The following is a 19,513-nucleotide window of genomic DNA, read 5'->3' as shown; positions in this document are numbered from 1 at the left end:
TCAGTCGGCCTCGCCCTCGTGGGCCTCGCCCTCGTCGGCGTGCAGCACGGCGGCGACGGACGCCCCGGCGAGGGCGTCGACATCGCTGACCCGGGCCACGGCGAGGAAGTCGTCGACGGTGAGTTGCTCGCCCCGCTGCGTCGGAGCGAGGCCGGCTCGCTCGAGGGCCTCGGACGCCGCGGCGGACGAACCGTAGAGGGACGACAGCGACTGGCGCAGCATCTTGCGACGCTGCTGGAACGCGGCGTCGACGAGGGCGAACGTCGCCCGACGTTCGAGTTCGCTGCCCCGGGCCGGCTTGCGGTCGAAGGCGACGAGGATGCTGTCGACGTTGGGCACCGGCCAGAACACCTGACGGCTGACCTGACCCGCGACCCGGAATTCGCCGTACCACGCGGCCTTGATGCTCGGGCCGCCGTAGACCTTCGAGCCGGGCTCGGCGGCGAGACGCAGACCGACCTCGGACTGCACCATGACGAGCCCGTGCTCGAGCCCGCCGAAGTGTTCGAGGAAGTGCAGCAGCACCGGCACGCTGACGTTGTACGGCAGGTTCGCCACGAGGTGGGTGGGCTCGTCGGGCAGGGTCGTCACGCGCAGGGCGTCGTCGACCACGACGGTGAGGTCGGCCGCCGGCTGCAGCTGTGCGACGGTCTTCGGCAACTGCTCGGCGAGGCGCTTGTCGATCTCGACGGCCACCACCTTGGCACCCGCCTCGAGCAGGCCGAGGGTGAGCGAGCCGAGACCGGGGCCGATCTCGACGACGGTCATGCCGGCCGAGACGCCCGACGCGGCGACGATGCGGCGCACGGTGTTGGCGTCGTGGACGAAGTTCTGCCCGAGCTTCTTGGTCGGCTGCACGCCCAGCAGGTCGGCGAGGTCGCGGATCTCGGCGGGGCCGAGCAGGGTGGCGCGCGACATCAGCCCTCGACCGTCACGGGTTCGCTGTCCCAGGTGCCGTAGACGAGCTCGGTCGTCGACGAGATCTGGGCGGCGAGCATCGACACGTCGGTGCCGATCGTCTCGGCCATCGACCGCAGCGTGAACGGGATGAGGTACGGCGCGTTGGGCCGGCCACGGTAGGGCACCGGCGTCAGGTAGGGCGCGTCGGTCTCGACCATGATCAGGTTGCGAGGCAGCTGCACCAGGGCGTCACGCAGGGGCTGGGCGTTCTTGAACGTCACCGTGCCGGCGAAGGACGCGTACCAGCCGTTCTCGGCGAGGATGCTCGCCAGCTCGGGCCCGCCGCTGAAGCAGTGGAACACGGTGCGTTCGGGAGCGCCCACCTCGAGCAGCAGGTCGACCACGTCGTCGTGGGCGTCGCGGTCGTGGATCTGCAGCGCCAGGCCGTGGCGCTTGGCGATCTCGATGTGGCCGCGGAAGGCCTCGAGCTGGGCCGCGCGACCGTCGTCGCCGGTGCGGAAGAAGTCGAGGCCGGTCTCGCCGACGGCACGGACGCGTGGGCGGGCGGCGAGCCCGTCGAGCTCGGTGAGGGCGTCGTCGAGGGTGCCCGCGGCGGCGAGGGCCGGCGCCTCGTTCGGGTGGATCGCGACGGCGGCGAGCACGCGGGGCTCGCGGCTGGCGATCTCGGCCGACCAGCGGGACGTCTCGAGGTCGGTGCCGACCTGCACGACGCCGCGGACGCCGACGGCCGAGGCCCGGTCGAGGTGCTCGCGGTAGTCGAGGGGGCCGTCGCCGTCGTCTCCGACGCCGTCGGCGATCTCGAGGTGCGTGTGGTTGTCGTAGACCGGGACGACGAGGGGCTGAGGAGGCGCGGGGTAGGTCTGGTCGCGCTTCTGGCCGTCCGCGCCCGACGAGCGGTGTCGGACGTGCGTCGCCGGGCCACCTGCGGTCGCACCTCCGCCGCCCGGGCCGCCGGTCACGCCGTCACCTGACGTGTCGTCGCTCATGCCGCGGGCTCGGGCTGTTCGATGCGCGGGAAGAGTCCGGCGGCGAGCGGCTGGACCTCGGGAGCGCTGGACCACTCGGCCGCCCGGTCGACGGGCTGGCTGGTCAGCTCGCCCTGCCCGATCGACTGCCACAGGGTGTGCGTGGCCGTCGGGATGAAGGGCGACAGCAGCACGGTGAGGGTGCCGAGACCCCGCAGGGCCGTGGCGAGGACGGTCGCGAGACGCTCGCGCTGCGACGAGTCTTTCGCGATGGCCCAGGGCTCTTGCTCGGTGATGTAGCCGTTCAGCTGGTCGACGAGCTGCCAGATGGAGGCCAAGGCCTCGTTGATGGCGAAGCGGTCGATCGCCGCGTCGGCCTCGGCCGTGACGCGCAGCTCGGTCTCGCGCACGGCGAGGTCGGCCTCGGTCAGGTCGCCGGCGACGGGGACGGTGCCGTCGAAGTACCGGGTGATCATGGCCACGACGCGCGAGGCCAGGTTGCCGAACCCGTTGGCCAGCTCGGCCTGGTAGCGGGCCGCGATGTCTTCCCAGCTGAAGTTGCCGTCCTGGCCGAAGGTGATGGCGCGCATGAAGTAGTAGCGGAACGCGTCTGCCCCGAAGACGTCGGTGATCTGCTGCGGGGCGATGCCCGTGAGCTTCGACTTCGACATCTTCTCGCCGCCGACCAGCAGCCAGCCGTGACCGAAGACGTTCTTCGGCACCGGCAGCCCGGCCGCCATGAGCATGGCGGGCCAGATGACGGCGTGGAACCGCACGATGTCTTTCCCGACGAGCTGCACCGCCGGCCAGCGCCGCTGGAACTCGTCGTCGTCGACGCCGTAGCCGATCGCCGTGACGTAGTTGAGCAGGGCGTCGAACCACACGTAGACGACGTGCTTCTCGTCCCAGGGCACCTTGACGCCCCAGTCGAAGCTCTGTCGCGAGATCGAGAGGTCGCGCAGACCCTGCTTGACGAACGAGACGACCTCGTTGCGCACCGAGTCGGGCTGCACGAAGTCGGGCTGGGCCTCGTAGAGGTCGAGCAGTCGCTGCTCGAAGTCGCTCATGCGGAAGAAGTAGTTGCTCTCTTGCAGCACCTCGACCGGGATGCTGTGGATCGCGCAGACCTGCTCGCCCTCGTAGGCGCCGGTGCCGGGCACCAGGTCGCTCGGCTGCTTGTACTCTTCGCAGCCGACGCAGTAGAAGCCCTCGAACTCGCCCTGGTAGATGAAGCCGTCGTCGTAGAGCTTCTGCAGGAACTTCTGCACGCCGGCCTCGTGGCGGGCGTCGGTCGTGCGGATGAAGTCGTCGTTGGCGATGTCGACGGTCTTCAGCAGGGGCTTCCAGGACTCGGTGACGAGCTTGTCGGCCCACTCTTGCGGGGTCACGCCGTGGCTCGTGGCGGTGCGCAGGATCTTCTGACCGTGCTCGTCGGTGCCGGTCAGCAGCCAGGCGTCGTCACCCCGCTGACGGTGCCACCGGGCGAGCACGTCGGCTGCGACCTCGGTGTAGGCGTGACCGATGTGCGGCACGTCGTTGACGTAGAAGATGGGCGTTGCGATGAAGAAGGAGTCGCCGGCGGGCATGGGGACCATCTTAGGTGGGGGCACCGACGTGATGACGCGACCCGCGCCTCCTGCGTCCGCCGTCGGGGACGAGGAGGCGCGAGTCGCGTCGACCGGTCAGGTCGCGTCGTGCTCCTCGGTGCGGTCGTCGGAGCCGGCTCGCTCGCCGGCGTGCTCGCCCGGGTACTCGACGACGTCCATGCCGAGCACGTACTTGCCCCGGGCGTGGCCGTCCTCGAGGTCGCGGTAGGCGTCCTTGACGTCGTCGAGGGGGAAGATCCCGTCGATCGGCACCATGATCTTGTTGGTCGAGATCAGCTCGAGCAGCTCGGACAGCACGGCCTGCGACGTCGCCTGGGCGCTGCCCTCGGCCTTGACGCCGTGCTGCTCGACGGCAGCGAAGTCGATGATCGTGTCGATGCGCTGCGGCGCGACGCCGAGCTCGAGGGCGTACCCGACGTTGCCCTGGCCGAAGCAGTCCACGAACGCGTCCACGCCCTGGGGGGCGGCCTCGCGGATGCGGTCGACGACGCCGTCGCCGTACTCGACGGGCGTGACGCCGAGCTGCCGCAGGAAGTCGTGGTTGCGCTCGCTCGCCGTGCCGATCACGGTGAGCCCGCCGAGGACGGCGAGCTGCGACACCATCACACCGACGCCGCCGGCCGCGGCCGAGACGACGATCGTGTCGCCCTCGGTGGCCTGCACGGCACGCAGCGCGGCGTAGGCGGTGGGTCCGGTCACGCTGATGCTGCCCGCGACCTCCCACGGCACGTTCTCGGGCTTCGACACGAGTTCGTCGTGGTCGACGACGACGAACTCGGCGTGCGAGGACCGGTTCGCCCACCCGACGACCTCGTCACCGACGGACCACTCGTCGACGCCCGCGCCGACCTCGTCGACCACGCCGGCGAAGTCGGTCCCCTGCCCCGACGGGAACGCCGCGGGGAACGCGTCGTGCATCAGTCCGGCGCGGATGGCCGCCTCACCGGGGTTCAGGCCCGCCGCCTTGACGGCGACCACGACCTGGCCGGCACCCGCCTCGGGCTTCGCCACCTGCTCGACCTTCAGCTCGTCGATGTCGCCGTACTGCTCGAAACGGACCGCCTTCATGTCGTACCTCCTGCTCGTGGTGGGCCGCGCCTCCGCCGGGCACGCGCCTCCTCCGAGCTTGCACCCGCCGGGCTGGGCGGGGTACGCCACGCCCTACGCGCGGGGCGGGCGGGCGGCGAGGGCGGCCTGGTAGAGGTCGCGCCTCGACAGACCCGTGGCGGCGGCCACGTCGGCGGTGGCCTCTTTGAGGCGGGTGCCGTCGGCGACGAGGGCCTGCACCTGCACGAGCCCGGCGGCGAGGTCGACGACGCGCTCGGGGGCGCCCTCGACCACGAGGCAGATCTCGCCTCGGACGCCGTCGGCCGCCCACTCGGCGAGCTCGGCCGCGCTGCCGCGGCGCACCTCTTCGTGCAGTTTGGTCAGCTCGCGGCAGACGACGACGCGACGCGAGGCCCCGAGGGCGGTCACGAGGTCACCGAGCGAATCGGCCAGGCGGTGCGGCGACTCGAAGAACACCATGGTGCGGCGCTCGTCGGCGAGCGCGCCCAGCACGCGCAGCCGGTCGCCCTGCTTCCGCGGAAGGAAGCCCTCGAAGCTGAAACGGTCGGTGGGCAGCCCCGAGACGGCGAGCGCGGTGAGCACCGCGGACGGGCCGGGGATCGCCGTGACGGTGACGCCCGCGGCGGCGGCCGCCTCGACGAGCGGGAACCCGGGGTCGCTGATGGCGGGCATGCCGGCGTCGGTGAGCACGACCACGTCGTAGGCGCGGGCCAGCTCGACGATCTCGCCCGCCTTCTCGCGCTCGTTGTGCTCGTGCAGGGCGATCAGGCGGGGGCGGTTCTCGACGCCCAGGGCACGCATGAGGTGGATCGCGGTGCGCGTGTCCTCGGCGGCGACGACCTCGGCGTTCGAGAGCGTCTCGATCAGGCGGCGGCTGGCGTCGCCGAGGTTTCCGATGGGGGTGGCGGCGAGCACGATCACCCGCCCATTGTCCCCCGGCCCCGGACCGCCCACTTACGATGGCCCGATGACGACCGGGCCCGAGCGCGAATTCGACGCGCTCGTCGAGACCGACACCGCGCCTCCTGCCCGTCCGGTGGCGGGCGAGCCGGCCCTCGTGCCGGCCGGTCCGCTCGCCGGCCGGGCGATCGTCCCGGACGTCGGCACGCCGGTCGAGGACGCGAGCGCGGCCCACGCCCGCGAGGCTCCCCCGACCCGGCTGGACGCCTGGTGGGGTCGCGTGCTGCGCACCCCGGTCAGGAGGCGCGTCTGGGCCTGGGCGGGCCCGCTCGCGGTCACGCTGCTGGCCGCGGTGCTGCGCCTGTGGCACCTGAACTCCCCCGCGACCCTCGTGTTCGACGAGACGTACTACGTCAAGGACGCCTGGTCGCTGTTCAACCTCGGCTACGAGGGGTCGTGGCCGGCCGACTACGACCCGACCTTCGCCGCCGGCGGGGTCGACGGGTTCCTCGCGTCACCGTCGTTCGTGGCGCACCCACCCCTCGGCAAGTGGCTGATCGGCCTCGGCATGGCGGCGGTCGGCCCGGAGAACCCGGCGAGCTGGCGCATCAGCTCGGCCGTCGTGGGCATCCTCGCCGTCGCCCTGGTCGCGGTCATCGGGTCGCTGCTGCTGCGGTCGACGCTGCTCGGCACGCTGGCGGGGTTCTTCCTCGCGATCGACGGGCACGCGATCGTCATGTCGCGGGTGGCCCTGCTCGACAACTTCGTGATGTTCTTCGGCCTGCTGGCCTTCGGGGCGGTGCTGCTCGACCGCCGTCAGAGCGCCCGGCGGCTCGAGGCCTGGCGGGCGAGGAGGCGCGGTGCCGGTCGCGACATCGCCTGGGGCCCTGCCCTGTGGGCGCGTCCCTGGCTCGTCACGGCCGGCCTCCTGTGCGGACTGGCGACGGCCGTGAAGTGGAACGGCCTGTACTTCCTGGCGTTCTTCGCGGTCTACACGGTGGTCGTCGACATGGTGGCGCGCCGCCGGGCCGGCGTGGAGTTCTGGCTGTCGGGCACCGTGTTCAAGCAGGCACCGGTGAGCTTCCTGCTGACCGTGCCGATCGCCGTGGTGGCCTACCTGGCGAGCTGGACCGGTTGGTTCGTGACGTCGGGCGGTTACTACCGCAGCTGGGTCGAGGACGGCGGCACGCGGTGGACGGGCGCCCTGGCATGGGTGCCCGACGTCGTGCAGAACTTCTGGCACTACCAGGCGGGCGTCTACGGGTTCAACGTCGGTCTGCACACCCCCCACGCCTACCAGGCGAACCCGCTCACCTGGCTGCTGATGCTGCGGCCGACGAGCATGTACTACCAGGGGTTCGACGAGGGCCAGGGTGGCTGCGACGTGGCCCGGTGCGGCGAGGCGATCACCTCGGTCGCGAACCCGCTGATCTGGTACGCGGCGGTCGCGGCCTGCCTCTACCTCGTCTACCGCGTCGCACGGTACCGCGAATGGCGGTACGGGGCGATCCTCGTCGGCGTCGCGGCGGCCTACCTGCCGTGGCTGGCGTTCACCGACCGGACGGTGTTCCAGTTCTACACGATCGCGTTCGAGCCCTACCTCGTGCTCGGCCTGGCCGCGGTGCTCGGCATCGTCCTCGGACGACGCACCGACGATCGGTCCCGTCGACTGAGCGGCATCGGCGTCACGGCGATCGTCGTCGTCGCCGCCGTCGCCGTGTCGGTCTTCTTCTACCCCTTGTGGACGGCGCAGCTCGAGGACTGGGAGTTCATCCGGTTGCACTACTGGATCCCCAGCTGGAAGTAGACGCGGGGGCCCGACCGTCGCCGTCGCCGTCGCGGCCGTCGCCGTCGCCTAGAGCCGCAGGGCGAGTGCGTTCGCGGTGAGACCGGCCGCCGTGCCGCAGAGCAGGACGGTGTCGCCGCGACCCAAGCGGCCGTCGTCGAGACAGCGGGCCAGCGTGTACGGCACGGACGCCGAGACCATGTTCCCGTACTCGGCCACGGCGTCGACGTACGTCCCGGGCGCCATGCCGAGCCGTCGCATGGCGATGCCCAGCGCTCCGCTCGCCTGGTGCGGCACCACGAGGTCGACGTCGTCGAGGCCGAGGCCGGCCTTCTCGAAGAACGACGCGAAGAAGCCCGGCAGCACGGCGAGCATCCCCATGAGCGCCCGCCGGCCGTTCATGTCGAAGAGGTAGTCCCTCGGGTCGCCGTCGGCGTAGGCCTGCGCCGGGTGCCGCGACAGCCCGCCGCGGAGCTCGGTGTCGTGCGCGTGCTCCGGCCAGGTGCGCTGCAGGCTCGCGATGACGCCCGGCCCCTCGGAATCGTCGGCGCCGCGGGTGAGGACCACCGCGGCCGCCGCGTCCGAGAACAACTCGAAGCTCTCGCGCTGGCCGGGGTCGAGGAACCTCGAGCCGACGTCGCCCGAGACGATCAGCACGTTCTCGTACTCGCCGTCGGCCAGGTAGCGGGAGGCGACGTCGACGGCCGTGACGAAGCTGGTGCAGGTCGAGTTGACGTCGAACGCCGCGGCCGCCGCGCCCGGTGCGACCCGCTCCATGACCAGTGCGGCGGTGCACGGGATGGGCTGGACGCCGGCGGCGCAGGCCGCGATGACGCAGTCGACGTCGTCAGGGCGCAGGCCCGCACGCTCGAGGGCCTGTTCGGCGGCCGCCGCGAGCATGTCGAGCTGCGAGGTGTGGTCGGCGATCCGGTACCGGGTCTGGGACCCGAAGGTCACCACCTCGTCGGGCAGATAGGTGCCCCAACCGGCGATCTGGCAGTTCTTCATGGTCGTCCCCCTCGTGTCGACGCGCACCGGACCCCCGCCGGTGCGCTCCTCAGAGTAGGTCCGTCCGGGTCGGGTGCGGGTCGTGGGCGAGCAGCAACCGCGCGCCGGACCGTTCGGCCGCCAGGAGCGACCGGGCCGTGCGGGCCTGCGCGGCACCGTCGTGGGCCACCAGGCGGGGCACCGCACGGAGGCGGGCCTCCTGGCCCAGCAGGTCACGTCCCCAGGCCGCGTCGCCGGCGAGCACGACCCGCCCCTCGACGAGGGCTCCCAGGTGACCCCGGGCGTGACCCGGCAGGTCGACGAGCAGGTAGCGGTCGTCGTGGAAGGGGTCGGCGACGCGCAGCCCGAACGGCCCCTCGGCGAAGTCGGACACCACGGTCGCCCGGCCGACGTCGAACCCGTCGGGCAGCAGACGGCGCAGCACGCCGTCGAGCAGCCGCGGCCGGCCGAGGGTGCGGGCCAGACCCTCGCTGAGGACGAGCGTCGCGTGCGGGAAGGACCGCAGGCCGCCGACGTGGTCGGGGTGCAGGTGCGACAGCACGACGTGGGTGACCGTGGCGGGGTCGACCTGTTCGGCGATCGTGGCGCCGGCGGGCACGGTCGGCGGCAGGAGGCGCCGGTACGCCCAGGCCGCGGGCCCGGCCCGCCAGGGCAGCGGGGCGTAGCCCGTGTCGAAGAGGACCCGCCGGGTGGCGGACGTCCAGAGGAACGCCCCCGACGGGAAGACCCGTCGCCCCCGGGCGCCTCCCCGCGTCAGCAGGCCCATGTCGTGGCCGGTCTCGCCGCAGGCGAAGTACTCGAGGCGGGTCGCCGTCGGGTCGGGCGCGTCGGCCCCCGGCACGTCGCCCCCCGGCACGTCGCCCCCTGGCGCGTCGGCCCCCGGTGCGTCGCGGTCACGCACGCGCGTACCCCGCGAGGCTCTCGTCGAGGGTCACCTCGGGCTCGTAGCCGAGCAGTCGCCGCGCCTTCGAGATGTCGAGGGTCTGCGAGTGCGCGATGGTCGTGACGGTGTACCGGGTCATCGGCGGCTCGGGGCGCCCCGGCAGCACCGAGCAGACGCCCTCGAGCGCGCCGGCGAGGGCGTAGGCGGCCCGCGCCGGGACGGGACGGCCCCGCAGGGGCAGGTCGAGGCCGCGCAGCAGCTGCCCGAGGACCTCGCCGAAGGGACGGGGATCGCCGTTCGTGACGTTGAACGCCTCACCGTGCACCCCCTCGGCCGTGGCCGCGAGCCGGATCGCGAGCGCGACGTTCTCGACCGACGTCAGATCGACGAGCCCGCGTCCGCCCCGCATCAGCGGCACCCCGACCCGGGCGTGGACGCGCAGCAGGCGCGGGACGAGGCTCGGGTCGCCCGGCCCGACGATGCCGCGCGGCCTCAGCACGACGATCTCGGGCGCGTCCGACCGGGCGGCGGCGGCCGACAACAACGCCTCGGCCGCGAGCTTGGAGCGGATGTACTCGTTCATGGGGCGTCGCGCGTCGACCTCGTCCTCGCGGATGCCCACCCGGTCGCGGGGTGCCGCGTAGATCCCCGGCGACGACAGGTGCACGAGACGCCGAGCGCCCACCCGCCGGGCGAAGTCGAGCACGCGCGCCGTGCCGGTCACGTTGGCGTGCTCGAACTCGGCCCGGCGACCCCACGGCGACGAGAGCGCCGCGCAGTGCACGACGACGTCGACCCGGTGGGAGGCGCGGGCCAGGTCGTCGAGGTCGCCCACGAAGGTCTCGCCCCCGGTCGGCAGCCGGTCGGCCCGACGGCCCGCCGCGACGACGTCGTGGCCACGGCGGCGCAGGTCGCGGACGACGTGACCCCCCACGAACCCGCTGGCACCGGTGACGAGGTAGGAGTCCATGCCCGAATGCTAGACGGATCGGTCCCTAGGATCGGACCGTGCGCATCGCTCTCGTGACCGACTACTACCCGCCCACGCTCGGCGGGGTGCAGACCGCGGTGAAGGCGCTCGCCGAGGCCCTCGCGGCCGCCGGACACGAGGTCACGGTGTTCTGCCCCCTGGCCGGGCCGTCCCACGACGCCGGGGTGGTCGCGCTGCCGGTGGCGAGGTGGTTCCGCCCCGACGGCTACCCGTTCGCCTGGTCGCCGCGCCGCGTCGCCGACCGGCTGCGCCGCGAGTTCGTCGACCGTCGCATCGAGGTGGTGCATACGCACTCCGAGATGTTCGCCGCCCTGGGCGCCATCACGGCGGCCCGGTCGCTCGGTCTGCCCGTCGTCCACACGATGCACGGCCGGGTCGACGTCTACACGGCTCACGCCCTGCCCCTGCCCGCGGTGACGACGGCACTGCTCGGCGCCCTCCACGCCCGACACGTGAGCCGGCGGGGGCTCCGGGTCGAGCCCGGGACGCCGTACACCGCGACCGTCTCGGCCCGCCGGATGTGGCGGCTCATGCTCGCCCAGTCCCGGGCCAGCGCCCACGTCTTCGTCCCCTCGGCCCACTTCGCCCGCAAGCTCGTCGACCAGGGCGTGACGACCCCGGTCAGCGTGTCCTCGAACGGACTCGAGCCGTCGGTGCTGGCGGCGATCGGTGAACCCGCCCCGCGCCTCCTCGTCCCCGGCGAGACGGTGACCGTCGTCTGGGTGGGGCGCCTCTCGCGAGAGAAGAGGCCCGCGGCGCTGGTCGAGGCCGCGCTCCGACTCGGGTCGGCTGTGCGGGTGGACGTGTACGGCGACGGCCCCGAGCGGCGCGCGCTCGAGCGGCTGGGCGGGCCCGTGACGCTGCACGGAGCCGTCCCCCACGCCGAGGTGCTCGCCGCGATGCGCCGGAGCCACCTGCTCGTCTCGAGCTCGGTCGACTTCGACAACCAGCCCATGGTGATGCTCGAGGCGATGGCGACGGGACTGCCCGTCCTGTACTGCGATCCCGACCTCTCCGAGGTGGTGCCGCCCGGCGGTGGCTTCGTCACCCCGACGCCCGACGTCGACGGCATCGTCGACGAAGTCCGTCGGCTGGTGCGCGAACCGGACGCCGTCGGCGCGGCGAGCGCCGTCATGGTGGCCGAGCGCGACCGCGCGGCGCAGCACGTCGACGACGCCGTCGAGGTCTACGCCCGGGTCGTGGCCCGCGGCTGACCGACGTCTCCTCCCCCGCAGGAGGCGCGGGTCGGCCGTGTTCCGCCGTGTGACGTCCCGGGTCCCCGCGTGACGCCCAGCGGCTAGCGTGGGGGCATGGCAGATCGTGAGTACGGCTTCCGCACGCGGGCGATCCACGCGGGCAACATCCCCGACGCGGCGACGGGAGCGCGGGCGCTGCCCATCTACCAGACCAGCGCCTTCGTGTTCGACGACACGGACGACGCCGCGGCGCGGTTCGCCCTGCAGAAGTACGGCAACATCTACAGCCGCCTCGCCAACCCGACCACCGCCTCCTTCGAGGAGCGCGTCGCCAGCCTCGAGGGGGGCCTCGGCGCCGTCGCCACGGCGAGCGGGCTCAGCGCCCAGTTCGTCACCTTCGCCTCGCTGGCCGGCGCGGGCGACCACATCGTCGCCAGCGCGAACCTCTACGGCGGGTCGATCACCCAGCTCGACGTCACGCTGCGTCGCTTCGGCGTCGAGACGACCTTCGTGCAGTCCTCCGACCCGGCGGACTACGCCGCCGCGATCCGACCCGAGACGAAGGTGGTGTTCGTCGAGACGGTCGCCAACCCGTCCGGCGAGGTCGCCGACCTCGAGGGCCTCGCCGACGTCGCCCACGCGCACGGCCTACCGCTGATCGTCGACTCGACCATCGCCACGCCCTACCTCAACCGGCCGATCGAGTGGGGTGCCGACGTCGTCGTGCACTCGGCCACGAAGTTCCTCGGCGGGCACGGCACCACCCTCGGCGGCGTCGTCGTCGAGTCCGGGCGCTTCGACTGGGACAGTGAGCGCTTCCCGCTCTTCGACCAGCCCGTGCCGAGCTACGGCGGGCTGAACTGGTCCGGCAACTTCGGCGAGTACGCCTTCCTCACCCGGTTGCGCGCCGAGCAGCTGCGCGACATCGGGCCGGCCCTCGCTCCCCACTCGGCCTTCCTGCTCGCCCAGGGCGTCGAGACCCTGCCGTTCCGCATGCAGGCCCACGTCGACAACGCCCGCCAGGTCGCCGAGTGGCTCGACGCCGACCCGCGCATCGAGCGCGTGCGGTGGGCCGGGCTGCCCGAGCACCCGCACCACGAGCGTGCGGCGAAGTACCTGCCGAAGGGCCCCGGCTCGGTCTTCACCTTCGAGCTGAAGGGCGGCCGTCCGGCCGGCAAGACCTTCATCGAGTCGGTCGAGCTCGCCAGCCACCTCGCCAACATCGGCGACGCGAAGACGCTCGTCATCCACCCGGGCTCGACCACCCACGCCCAGCTCAGCGAGCAGCAGCTCGTCGACGCGGGCGTGCTGCCCGGCTCGGTGCGCATCAGCGTCGGCATCGAAGACCCCGACGACATCATCCACGACCTCGACCAGGCGCTGGCCGCGGCGACGAAAGGCGAGTGACCCGACGTGACCGACACCGTCACCACGCAGCTGACCAACGGGCTGACCTGCGAGCTGCCCTCGTCGTCGCCCCTCGCCAAGCTGCTGAAGTCGCAACGCACCTGGGTCGGGCCGTCGGCCCGCGAGCGGCAGGCGATCCTGCGGTCGGCGAAGAGCGTCGCCGTCGTCGGCGCCTCACCGAACCCCAGCCGGTCCAGCTCGTTCGTCGGCACGTACCTGCAGCAGTCGACCGATCTGCGCGTCTACTTCGTCAACCCCCGCGCCGACACGATCCTCGGCCAGAAGGCCTACCCCGACCTGGCCTCGCTGCCCGAGGTCCCCGACGTCGTCGACGTGTTCCGCAAGGCCTCCGACATCCGGTCGGTCGTCGACGACGTCCTGGCGATCGGCGCGAAGACGATCTGGGTGCAGCTCGGCATCTACGACGAAGAGGCCGCCCGCTACGGCGAAGAACAGGGGCTCACCGTCGTCATGGACCGCTGCATGAAGGTCGAGCACGCTCGGTTCAACGGCGGGCTCAACCTCATGGGCTTCGACACCGGTGTGATCACCGCGAAGAAGGCCGGTCGCTGACACGTCCGTCAGGGCCCGTGACGGTCTCCCCGGCTGTTCCGGCGCAGACCCTGTGACGATTCGTTGCGGACCCAGGGTCCGATGTCACCTGTCGGAGTTAGCGTGGCCCGCATGGCACCCGTCCTCACCTCACCCGTCGTCTCGACCCAGTGGTTGGCCGACCACCTCGGGGCCGACGACCTGACGATCGTCGACGCGACCGTCCTCGTCGACCTCGGACTCGACGGCGACACCGACCACGCATCCGTCGCCTACGCCACCGGCCGGGACGGGTTCGAGCACGACGGGCACGTCCCCGGGGCGGTCCTGGCCGATCTGGTCGCGGAGTTCAGCGACCCCGACTCCGGCCTGCCCTTCACCCGTCCCGGCGCCGCGCGCTTCCAGGCCGCGGTCGCCGCCCTGGGCGTCTCGAACGACAGCACCGTCGTGGTCTACGACACGGTCGACGGCCGCTGGGCGTCCCGCCTGTGGTGGCTGTTCCGCGCCTACGGGCACGACGCCGTGGCGGTGCTCGACGGCGGGTGGTCGCAGTGGCTCGCGCAGGGCAAGCCGTACGACCTCGGTGACGTCCTGCCGACGCCCGCCCCGTTCGTCGCGACCGAACGTCCCGACCACTGGGTCGACAAGGCCTTCGTCGAGTCCGTGGTGGCGGGCGACGAGAGAGCAGCGCTCGTCTCCGGTTCGCCCCGCGACGAGTTCGACGGCACGTCGAGCCCGCTCACCCGCGCCGGGCACATCCCCGGCAGCGTCAACGTGCCGGCCGAGACGCTCCTCGCCGACGACGGCACCCTCGCCCGCGACCCGGTGCTCCGCGACCGCCTCGCCGTCGTGCCCGACGAACCGCGCACGGTCGTCTACTGCGCCTCGGGGGTGTCGGCCAGCGTCGACGCCCTCGCCTTCGCCGTCCTCGGCCGCTCCGACGTCGCGGTGTACGACGGTTCGCTCGCCGAGTGGGTCGCCGACCCGGCCGCACCGCTCGTCCCCGCCGCCGCCTGACTCACCCGTCCGACAGCCCGCACGGGGCCCCTGTCCGGCGCCCCGACGGCCGTCCCTCCCCCGGTGCGACGCCTGAGCCTCGGTGACCGACGCGGCCGTGCCGTCACGCCTCGAGCAGCAGCCCGTCCAGGTCGTCGCCGGTCGTGACCGGCAGTCGGCAGACGAAGTCGCGGCACAGGTACGCGGTGGGCACGCGCCCGGGAGCCGAGCGACCCGCGAACAACTCGAAGCCCGCGTGCTCGAACGCGACCAGCGCCTCCTCGTCCAGCACGGCGACGACGCTGCCGGGACGGACGAGGCCCCGCGCGCGCCGGGCGAGACCGTCGTCGGCACCGTCGGCGCGGGCCGACGGTGCCGGCTCGACCACGACCAGCTGCGTCAGCGGGGCCTCGAGCTCGACGAGCAGCCCGAAGGCCGCGCCGTACGCGAGCGGGTTGTCGAGGGCCGAACCGGCCACCTCGGCGACGAGCCGCTCGGCGACGGACCGGTAGCGCGCCTCCCCGGTGAGCTGGTGCAGCGTGAGCGCGGCCGCCGCGACCGCACTGCGTCCCGACGGGTAGGCGCCCTCGCTCGGGTCGCTCGACAGGGCCACGCCCTGCGAGACCAGCACCGGGTCGCCGCCCGACGGCGCCGCGACGATCCTCGGGTCGGCCTCGTCGAGCAGGCAGGCGTCGACGAACGACCGCGCGGCGACGGCGTACCGGGCCTCGCCCGTCGCGAGCGAGAGGGCCAGCAGCCCGGACGCGAACAGACCGTGGTCCTCGAGGGTCGCCACGGCGTCCGACACGGTCGACCCGACGGAGGCGCGCAGCAGACGACCGTCGTCGGTCACGTGACGCGCGAGCAGCAGGTCGGCCGCGCCCCGCGCCGTCCCGACCCACTCGGGCCGGACGTGTCGCGCCCCCGCCTCGGCGAGCGCCGCGATCGCCAGGCCGTTCCAGCCGGTGAGCACCTTGTCGTCGACGGGCGGCGGGTCGAGGGCCGCGCGGCCCGCGGCGTCCCGCCGGTAGTAGCCCCCCTCGTCACGGACGCCGTCGATCGTGCTCTCGCTGTCCTGCGCCGAGCCGAAGGCGCCGTCGACCGTGCGCAGTCGGGAACTCAGGAAATCGGCGACCCCGGCGGCGACCCGGGCCGGAAGCGTGTCGATCTCCTGAGTTGCCGACGTCGGCGCGGTGCCCGGGGCGGCAGGAGCGGCCGGGGCGGCCGGGGCGGTGGTGGCGTCCTGGCCCGCGTCGAGCACCGCGAGCCGCGAGTAGGCCAGCAGCAGCTGCGCGTTGTCGTAGAGCATGCGCTCGTAGTGCGGCTCGGACCAGTCGCGGCGCACCGCGTACCGGAAGAACCCGCCCTCGACCGGGTCGCGCAGCGACGACGCGGCCATCCGGGTGAGCGTCCGCGACACGAGTTCGAGCGCACCGTCGTCTCCCCCGGCGCCGAGGGCGAGCAGCGCCAGCTGGGCCGGCGCCGTCGGGAACTTCGGGGCCCCGCCGAAACCTCCGTGCTCACGGTCCTCGTGGGCGGCGAGCCGGGCGACGGCGTGGGCGAGTTCGGGGCGCCCCGGCAGGGCGACCCCGGCACCGGGACCAGGAGGCGCGGTGCCGGTGACCGACGCGGGTCCCGCGGCCAGCGCCTCCTGCACCGCCGACGCGGTCGCGTCGACCTCGGACCGCCTGGTCGTCCACGCGTCGGTGACGGCGTCGAGCACCTGTCGGAACGACGGTCGACCCTGCACGGGCACCGGTGGGAAGTACGTGCCGGCGTAGAAAGGACGACCCTCGGGCGTGACGAAGACGGTCAGCGGCCAGCCCAGCCCCTCGGTGAAGGCCGACGCGGCGGCCAGGTAGCTCGAGTCGACGTCGGGGTGCTCCTCGCGGTCGACCTTCACCGAGACGAACCCTGCCGAGAGCTGCGCCGCGACCTCGGGATCGGAGAAGCTCTCGCGCGCCATGACGTGGCACCAGTGGCAGGTCGAGTAGCCGATCGAGACCATCACGGGCACGTCTCGCTCGACGGCCTCGGCGAACGGCCCCGGCCCCCAGGCGCGCCACTCGACCGGGTTGTCGGCGTGCGACCTGAGGTAGGGGCTGACGGCGTCTCGCAGCTGGTTCGGCATGCGGGCCACGGTAGGCGTCAGCGGGCGGGGACGTCCCTGAGGGGTGCACCGTCGTACTCGCTGAGGGGGCGGATCAGCGAGTTGGCCTCGCGCTGCTCGATGACGTGGGCGCTCCAGCCGAGGACGCGCGACGCGACGAAGAGCGGCGTGAAGACCGGCGTCTCGAAGCCCATCAGGTGGTACGCCAGACCGGACGGGTAGTCGACGTTGGGCTTCAGGCCCTTGCGCTCGTACACCGTCGCGGCGACGACGTCGTAGGTCTCCTTGAGCCCGTCGACCCGGTCGTCGCCCTGCTCGCGGGCCCGGTCGACGAGACGGCCGAGGGCGTCCTCCATCGTGGGCACGCGGCTGTCGCCGTTCTTGTAGACCCGGTGCCCGAAGCCCATGATCTTCTCCTTGCGGGCGAACGCGTCGTCGAGCCAGGCCGCGGCCCCGTCGGCGGGGCCGACCCGGTCGAGCAGCTCGAGCGCGGCCTCGTTGGCGCCGCCGTGCAACGGGCCCTTGAGGGCGCCGATCGCTCCGACGATCGACGAGTGCAGGTCGGACAGCGTCGAGGCGATCACCCGCGCGGTGAAGGTGGAGGCGTTGAACGAGTGCTCGGCGTAGAGGGTCATCGAGGTGTCGAACGCGTCGACGTCGAGCGCGTCGGGCTCGCGGTCGAACACCTGGTGCAGGAAGTCGGCGCTGTAGCCGAGGTCGTCGCGCGGCGGCACCGGCGGCAGGTCGTGGCGGCGCCGCTGGTCGTAGGCGATGACGGCGGGCAGCACGGCGAACAGGTGCGTGGCGAGTCGACGGGTGTCGGCGACGTCGTAGGCACCCGCACCCGTGGTCGGTTCGGGCCGGGCGGCCCCGATGGCGCTGACCGCGGTGCGGACCACGTCCATCGGGTGGGCCGAGGTCGGGATCAGGTCGATCAGGTGCTGCAGCCCGGGCGCGAGCGAGCGGTGCGCGCGGAGTTCGGCGTCGAAGTCACGCCGTTCGTCGGCGGTCGGCAGCTCGCCGTGCAGCAGCAGCCAGGCGACGTCCTCGACGTCCCGCTCGGCGGCGAGCTGCTGCACCGGGTAGCCGCGGTAGAGCAGGGAGTTGCTGGCCGCGTCGACCTTCGAGACCGCCGTCCGGTCGACCGTGACGCCGGCCAGGCCCTTGTGGATCTCGGGGCCGTCGGAGGCGGCCGGGGCGGGTGCGGTGATGGTGTCGCTCATGTCACTCCTTCGTGATGAGGCGGGCCCGCCGGGACGGGCCGGTCGTGCGTGGCCGGGGGCCACGACACGTTCGTCGAGGCTCCACTCTAGGTCGCGACCGCTCCCGGCCGGGAGGGGCTCGGGGTCGACGCGACCCGGCGTCAGCTGCTCTGGCGCGCCTCCTGCGGCGACCCGAAGCGCTCGACGAGCTCGCGCTTGAGCACCTTGCCGCTGGGCCCGAGGGGTAGGGCGTCGAGGACGTGGACGACGCGGGGGAACTTGTAGGCCGCGATCTCGTCGGAGACGAACGCGACCAGCTCGTCGGGCGTCGCCGTGGCGCCGTCGCGCAGGACGACGGCCGCCTCGATCTCTTGCCCGTGCAGCTCGTGCGGCACGCCGAAGACGGCCGCCATCGTGACGTCGGGGTGCTGCGCGAGCACCTCTTCGACCTGCCGCGGGTACACGTTGTAGCCGTTGCGGATGATCATGTCCTTCGTGCGGTCGACGATCGTCAGGTAGCCGTCGTCGTCCTTCGTGCCGAGGTCGCCGGTGCGGAACCAGCCGTCGACGATCGCCTTCGCGGTGTCGTCGGGGCGGTCGAGGTAGCCGTTCATCAGGTTGTGGCCACGGATGACGAGCTCTCCGATCTCGCCGTGCGGCAGCAGCACGATCGAGTCCTCGACGTGCTGATCGGCGATCTCGACGTCGACGCCCCAGATCGGCGTGCCGATGGTGCCGGGCCGCGGCGGCACCCCGACGTGGTTGAAGGTGGCGACGGGCGAGGTCTCGGTCAGGCCGTAGCCCTCGTGGATCGGTGCGTCGTACACCTGCTGGAACTTCTCGAGCACCGCGAGCGGCAGGGACGCCCCGCCCGAGACGGCGTAGCGCAGCGGCGGACGGGCCTCGCTGCGGGTGGCGGCGGCGATGAGGGCCATGTACATCGTGGGCACGCCCATGAACACCTCGCAGCCGTGCTCGACCATCGCGGCGAGCGCCGCGTCGCCGTCGAACTTCGGCAGCATGACGATGGTCGCGCCGACCCGGAACCCGGTGTTCATCGTGCAGGTCTGCCCGAACGTGTGGAACAGCGGCAGCGCCCCGAGCAGCACGTCGCCGCGGTGCATGTCGAACGTCGTCATCAAGTTGGTGTTGACCTGCTCGATCAGGGCGAGGTGCGACCCCTCGGCGCCCTTGGGCTGACCGGTGGTGCCGCTGGTGTAGAGGATCGTGGCGGTGTCGAACGGGTCCCGGGGCACGTAGGTGTCGAGCGGTTCGGCGGCCGTGGCCAGGTCTTCCAGCCGGTCGGGCGCTTCTTCGTCCTGACCGGCAGGAGGCGCGAGCACGGTCAGGACCTCGACCCCGGCCAGCTGCCCTCCCGCACCCCCTTCGCCGAGCAGCGGTGCGGCGCAGACGAGCAGGCGGGAGCCGCTGTCGCGCAACACGTACTCGATCTCGTGCCGTTTGAGCAGGGCGTGCACGGGGACGGCGACCGCACCGATCGCGAGCGTCGCGTAGTAGACGCGGGGGAAGTCCGCGACGTTCGGGACGAGCATGGCGACCCGGTCGCCGGGGCCGACGCCGCGGGCGCGGAGGGCGCCGGCGTACGCCAGGGTCTGCTGCCAGAGCTCGGCGTACGTGGTCGAGGTGGGCCCGACGATCACGGCGACGTCGTCGGGGTGCCGGGCGGCCGACTCGGCGAGGATGGCCGCGACCGACGCGGTGGCGTGGCCCCGGGGGCTGGGTGCTGATGACATCTGTGTCTTCTCCGTCTCCGTTGACGTGCAGTCTGCCGCGATCCTACGACGCGACACCCGACGACCCGCCCAGCCCGCGCCTCCTGTACTGGCGAAGGCGTCACCGGGTGCGGGGAGCATGCCCCGCCGGGCTCGTGCCGGCCGGCGACCCGTCGCCGTGGGTTGTC

Annotated in this window: 16 protein-coding genes; 5 read left to right on the top strand and 11 right to left on the bottom strand. The window is 72.8% G+C overall.

What is annotated here, in order from left to right:
- The 5 genes from rsmA to rsmI form a co-directional block, all read right to left on the bottom strand.
- Nucleotides 1–918: a 16S rRNA (adenine(1518)-N(6)/adenine(1519)-N(6))-dimethyltransferase RsmA gene (rsmA, locus tag SZ60_RS02770; RefSeq protein ID WP_043593459.1), complete on the bottom strand. Its 918-nt coding sequence runs from the start codon at nt 916–918 to the stop codon at nt 1–3.
- Nucleotides 918–1,907, bottom strand: coding sequence for a TatD family hydrolase (locus SZ60_RS02765; protein ID WP_082059813.1), 990 nt, complete (start codon nt 1,905–1,907; stop codon nt 918–920). Before SZ60_RS02765 ends, rsmA begins: the two co-directional genes overlap by 1 nt.
- Nucleotides 1,904–3,472: a methionine--tRNA ligase gene (gene metG, locus SZ60_RS02760; protein ID WP_043593487.1), complete on the bottom strand. Its 1,569-nt coding sequence runs from the start codon at nt 3,470–3,472 to the stop codon at nt 1,904–1,906. Before metG ends, SZ60_RS02765 begins: the two co-directional genes overlap by 4 nt.
- A 96-nt stretch (nt 3,473–3,568) precedes the next feature.
- The gene (locus tag SZ60_RS02755; RefSeq protein WP_082059812.1) at nt 3,569–4,561 is read right to left on the bottom strand and encodes an NADP-dependent oxidoreductase; all 993 of its coding nucleotides are present in this window, start codon (nt 4,559–4,561) and stop codon (nt 3,569–3,571) included.
- A 93-nt stretch (nt 4,562–4,654) separates the two neighbouring features.
- On the bottom strand, nt 4,655–5,482 hold the full coding sequence (gene rsmI / locus SZ60_RS02750) for a 16S rRNA (cytidine(1402)-2'-O)-methyltransferase (protein ID WP_043593457.1): 828 nt from the start codon (nt 5,480–5,482) through the stop codon (nt 4,655–4,657).
- A 46-nt stretch (nt 5,483–5,528) separates the two neighbouring features.
- On the opposite strand from rsmI, the gene SZ60_RS02745 reads away from it, so the two are divergent.
- Nucleotides 5,529–7,268, top strand: a complete 1,740-nt coding sequence (locus SZ60_RS02745; RefSeq protein ID WP_082059811.1) for a dolichyl-phosphate-mannose--protein mannosyltransferase — start codon at nt 5,529–5,531, stop codon at nt 7,266–7,268.
- Nucleotides 7,269–7,316: 48 nt separating this feature from the next.
- Here SZ60_RS02745 and SZ60_RS02740 read toward each other — a convergent pair whose 3' ends face one another.
- From SZ60_RS02740 to SZ60_RS02730, 3 genes are read right to left on the bottom strand one after another with little or no spacing between them, the layout of a single operon-like run.
- Complete coding sequence (locus tag SZ60_RS02740) at nt 7,317–8,255, bottom strand: 3-oxoacyl-[acyl-carrier-protein] synthase III C-terminal domain-containing protein (RefSeq protein WP_043593456.1); 939 nt, start codon at nt 8,253–8,255, stop codon at nt 7,317–7,319.
- A gap of 49 nt (nt 8,256–8,304) precedes the next feature.
- The gene (locus SZ60_RS02735) at nt 8,305–9,156 is read right to left on the bottom strand and encodes an MBL fold metallo-hydrolase (protein ID WP_043593455.1); all 852 of its coding nucleotides are present in this window, start codon (nt 9,154–9,156) and stop codon (nt 8,305–8,307) included.
- Nucleotides 9,149–10,108 (bottom strand): NAD(P)-dependent oxidoreductase, encoded by a 960-nt coding sequence (locus tag SZ60_RS02730; RefSeq protein ID WP_043593454.1) that lies wholly within the window; start codon nt 10,106–10,108, stop codon nt 9,149–9,151. The genes SZ60_RS02735 and SZ60_RS02730 overlap by 8 nt, the downstream gene beginning before the upstream one ends.
- A 38-nt stretch (nt 10,109–10,146) precedes the next feature.
- Here SZ60_RS02730 and SZ60_RS02725 point away from each other — a divergent pair, with 38 nt between their 5' ends.
- The 4 genes from SZ60_RS02725 (at nt 10,147) to SZ60_RS02710 (ending at nt 14,301) form a co-directional block, all read left to right on the top strand.
- Entirely contained in the window at nt 10,147–11,343 is a 1,197-nt protein-coding gene (locus SZ60_RS02725; RefSeq protein WP_043593453.1) for a glycosyltransferase, read from the top strand.
- A gap of 96 nt (nt 11,344–11,439) precedes the next feature.
- Complete coding sequence (locus tag SZ60_RS02720; RefSeq protein WP_043593452.1) at nt 11,440–12,732, top strand: O-acetylhomoserine aminocarboxypropyltransferase/cysteine synthase family protein; 1,293 nt, start codon at nt 11,440–11,442, stop codon at nt 12,730–12,732.
- A 6-nt stretch (nt 12,733–12,738) separates the two neighbouring features.
- On the top strand, nt 12,739–13,305 hold the full coding sequence (locus tag SZ60_RS02715; RefSeq protein WP_043593450.1) for a CoA-binding protein: 567 nt from the start codon (nt 12,739–12,741) through the stop codon (nt 13,303–13,305).
- A gap of 111 nt (nt 13,306–13,416) precedes the next feature.
- Nucleotides 13,417–14,301 carry a sulfurtransferase gene (locus SZ60_RS02710; RefSeq protein ID WP_043593484.1) on the top strand — a complete coding sequence of 295 codons (885 nt, stop codon included), beginning with the start codon at nt 13,417–13,419 and terminating at the stop codon, nt 14,299–14,301.
- 103 nt (nt 14,302–14,404) lie between these two features.
- Here the strand turns inward: SZ60_RS02710 and SZ60_RS02705 are convergent, their stop codons facing one another.
- The 3 genes from SZ60_RS02705 to SZ60_RS02695 all read right to left on the bottom strand — a co-directional run bounded on the left by SZ60_RS02705 (nt 14,405) and on the right by SZ60_RS02695 (nt 19,346).
- Nucleotides 14,405–16,411, bottom strand: coding sequence for a thioredoxin domain-containing protein (locus SZ60_RS02705; RefSeq protein WP_043593449.1), 2,007 nt, complete (start codon nt 16,409–16,411; stop codon nt 14,405–14,407).
- 17 nt (nt 16,412–16,428) lie between these two features.
- On the bottom strand, nt 16,429–17,613 hold the full coding sequence (locus tag SZ60_RS02700; protein WP_043593448.1) for a bifunctional 2-methylcitrate synthase/citrate synthase: 1,185 nt from the start codon (nt 17,611–17,613) through the stop codon (nt 16,429–16,431).
- 140 nt (nt 17,614–17,753) lie between these two features.
- Nucleotides 17,754–19,346 (bottom strand): long-chain fatty acid--CoA ligase, encoded by a 1,593-nt coding sequence (locus SZ60_RS02695; RefSeq protein ID WP_043593447.1) that lies wholly within the window; start codon nt 19,344–19,346, stop codon nt 17,754–17,756.
- Nucleotides 19,347–19,513: the final 167 nt, after the last annotated feature.

It is taken from the genome of Frigoribacterium sp. MEB024 (assembly GCF_000878135.1).
Classification (GTDB): domain Bacteria; phylum Actinomycetota; class Actinomycetes; order Actinomycetales; family Microbacteriaceae; genus Frigoribacterium.
The sequence above is the reverse complement of the archived record's forward strand: the minus strand, read 5'-3'. Positions and strand labels throughout refer to the sequence as shown.

Coding starts and splice junctions, on each gene's coding strand:
- metG (WP_043593487.1), bottom strand. CDS start 3,472: ATGCCCGCCGGCGACTCCTTCTTCATCGCAACGCCCATCTTCTACGTC.
- SZ60_RS02740 (WP_043593456.1), bottom strand. CDS start 8,255: ATGAAGAACTGCCAGATCGCCGGTTGGGGCACCTATCTGCCCGACGAG.
- SZ60_RS02730 (WP_043593454.1), bottom strand. CDS start 10,108: ATGGACTCCTACCTCGTCACCGGTGCCAGCGGGTTCGTGGGGGGTCAC.
- SZ60_RS02705 (WP_043593449.1), bottom strand. CDS start 16,411: ATGCCGAACCAGCTGCGAGACGCCGTCAGCCCCTACCTCAGGTCGCAC.
- SZ60_RS02745 (WP_082059811.1), top strand. CDS start 5,529: ATGACGACCGGGCCCGAGCGCGAATTCGACGCGCTCGTCGAGACCGAC.
- SZ60_RS02720 (WP_043593452.1), top strand. CDS start 11,440: ATGGCAGATCGTGAGTACGGCTTCCGCACGCGGGCGATCCACGCGGGC.
- SZ60_RS02710 (WP_043593484.1), top strand. CDS start 13,417: ATGGCACCCGTCCTCACCTCACCCGTCGTCTCGACCCAGTGGTTGGCC.
- SZ60_RS02755 (WP_082059812.1), bottom strand. CDS start 4,561: ATGAAGGCGGTCCGTTTCGAGCAGTACGGCGACATCGACGAGCTGAAG.
- SZ60_RS02700 (WP_043593448.1), bottom strand. CDS start 17,613: ATGAGCGACACCATCACCGCACCCGCCCCGGCCGCCTCCGACGGCCCC.
- SZ60_RS02765 (WP_082059813.1), bottom strand. CDS start 1,907: ATGAGCGACGACACGTCAGGTGACGGCGTGACCGGCGGCCCGGGCGGC.
- rsmA (WP_043593459.1), bottom strand. CDS start 918: ATGTCGCGCGCCACCCTGCTCGGCCCCGCCGAGATCCGCGACCTCGCC.
- SZ60_RS02695 (WP_043593447.1), bottom strand. CDS start 19,346: ATGTCATCAGCACCCAGCCCCCGGGGCCACGCCACCGCGTCGGTCGCG.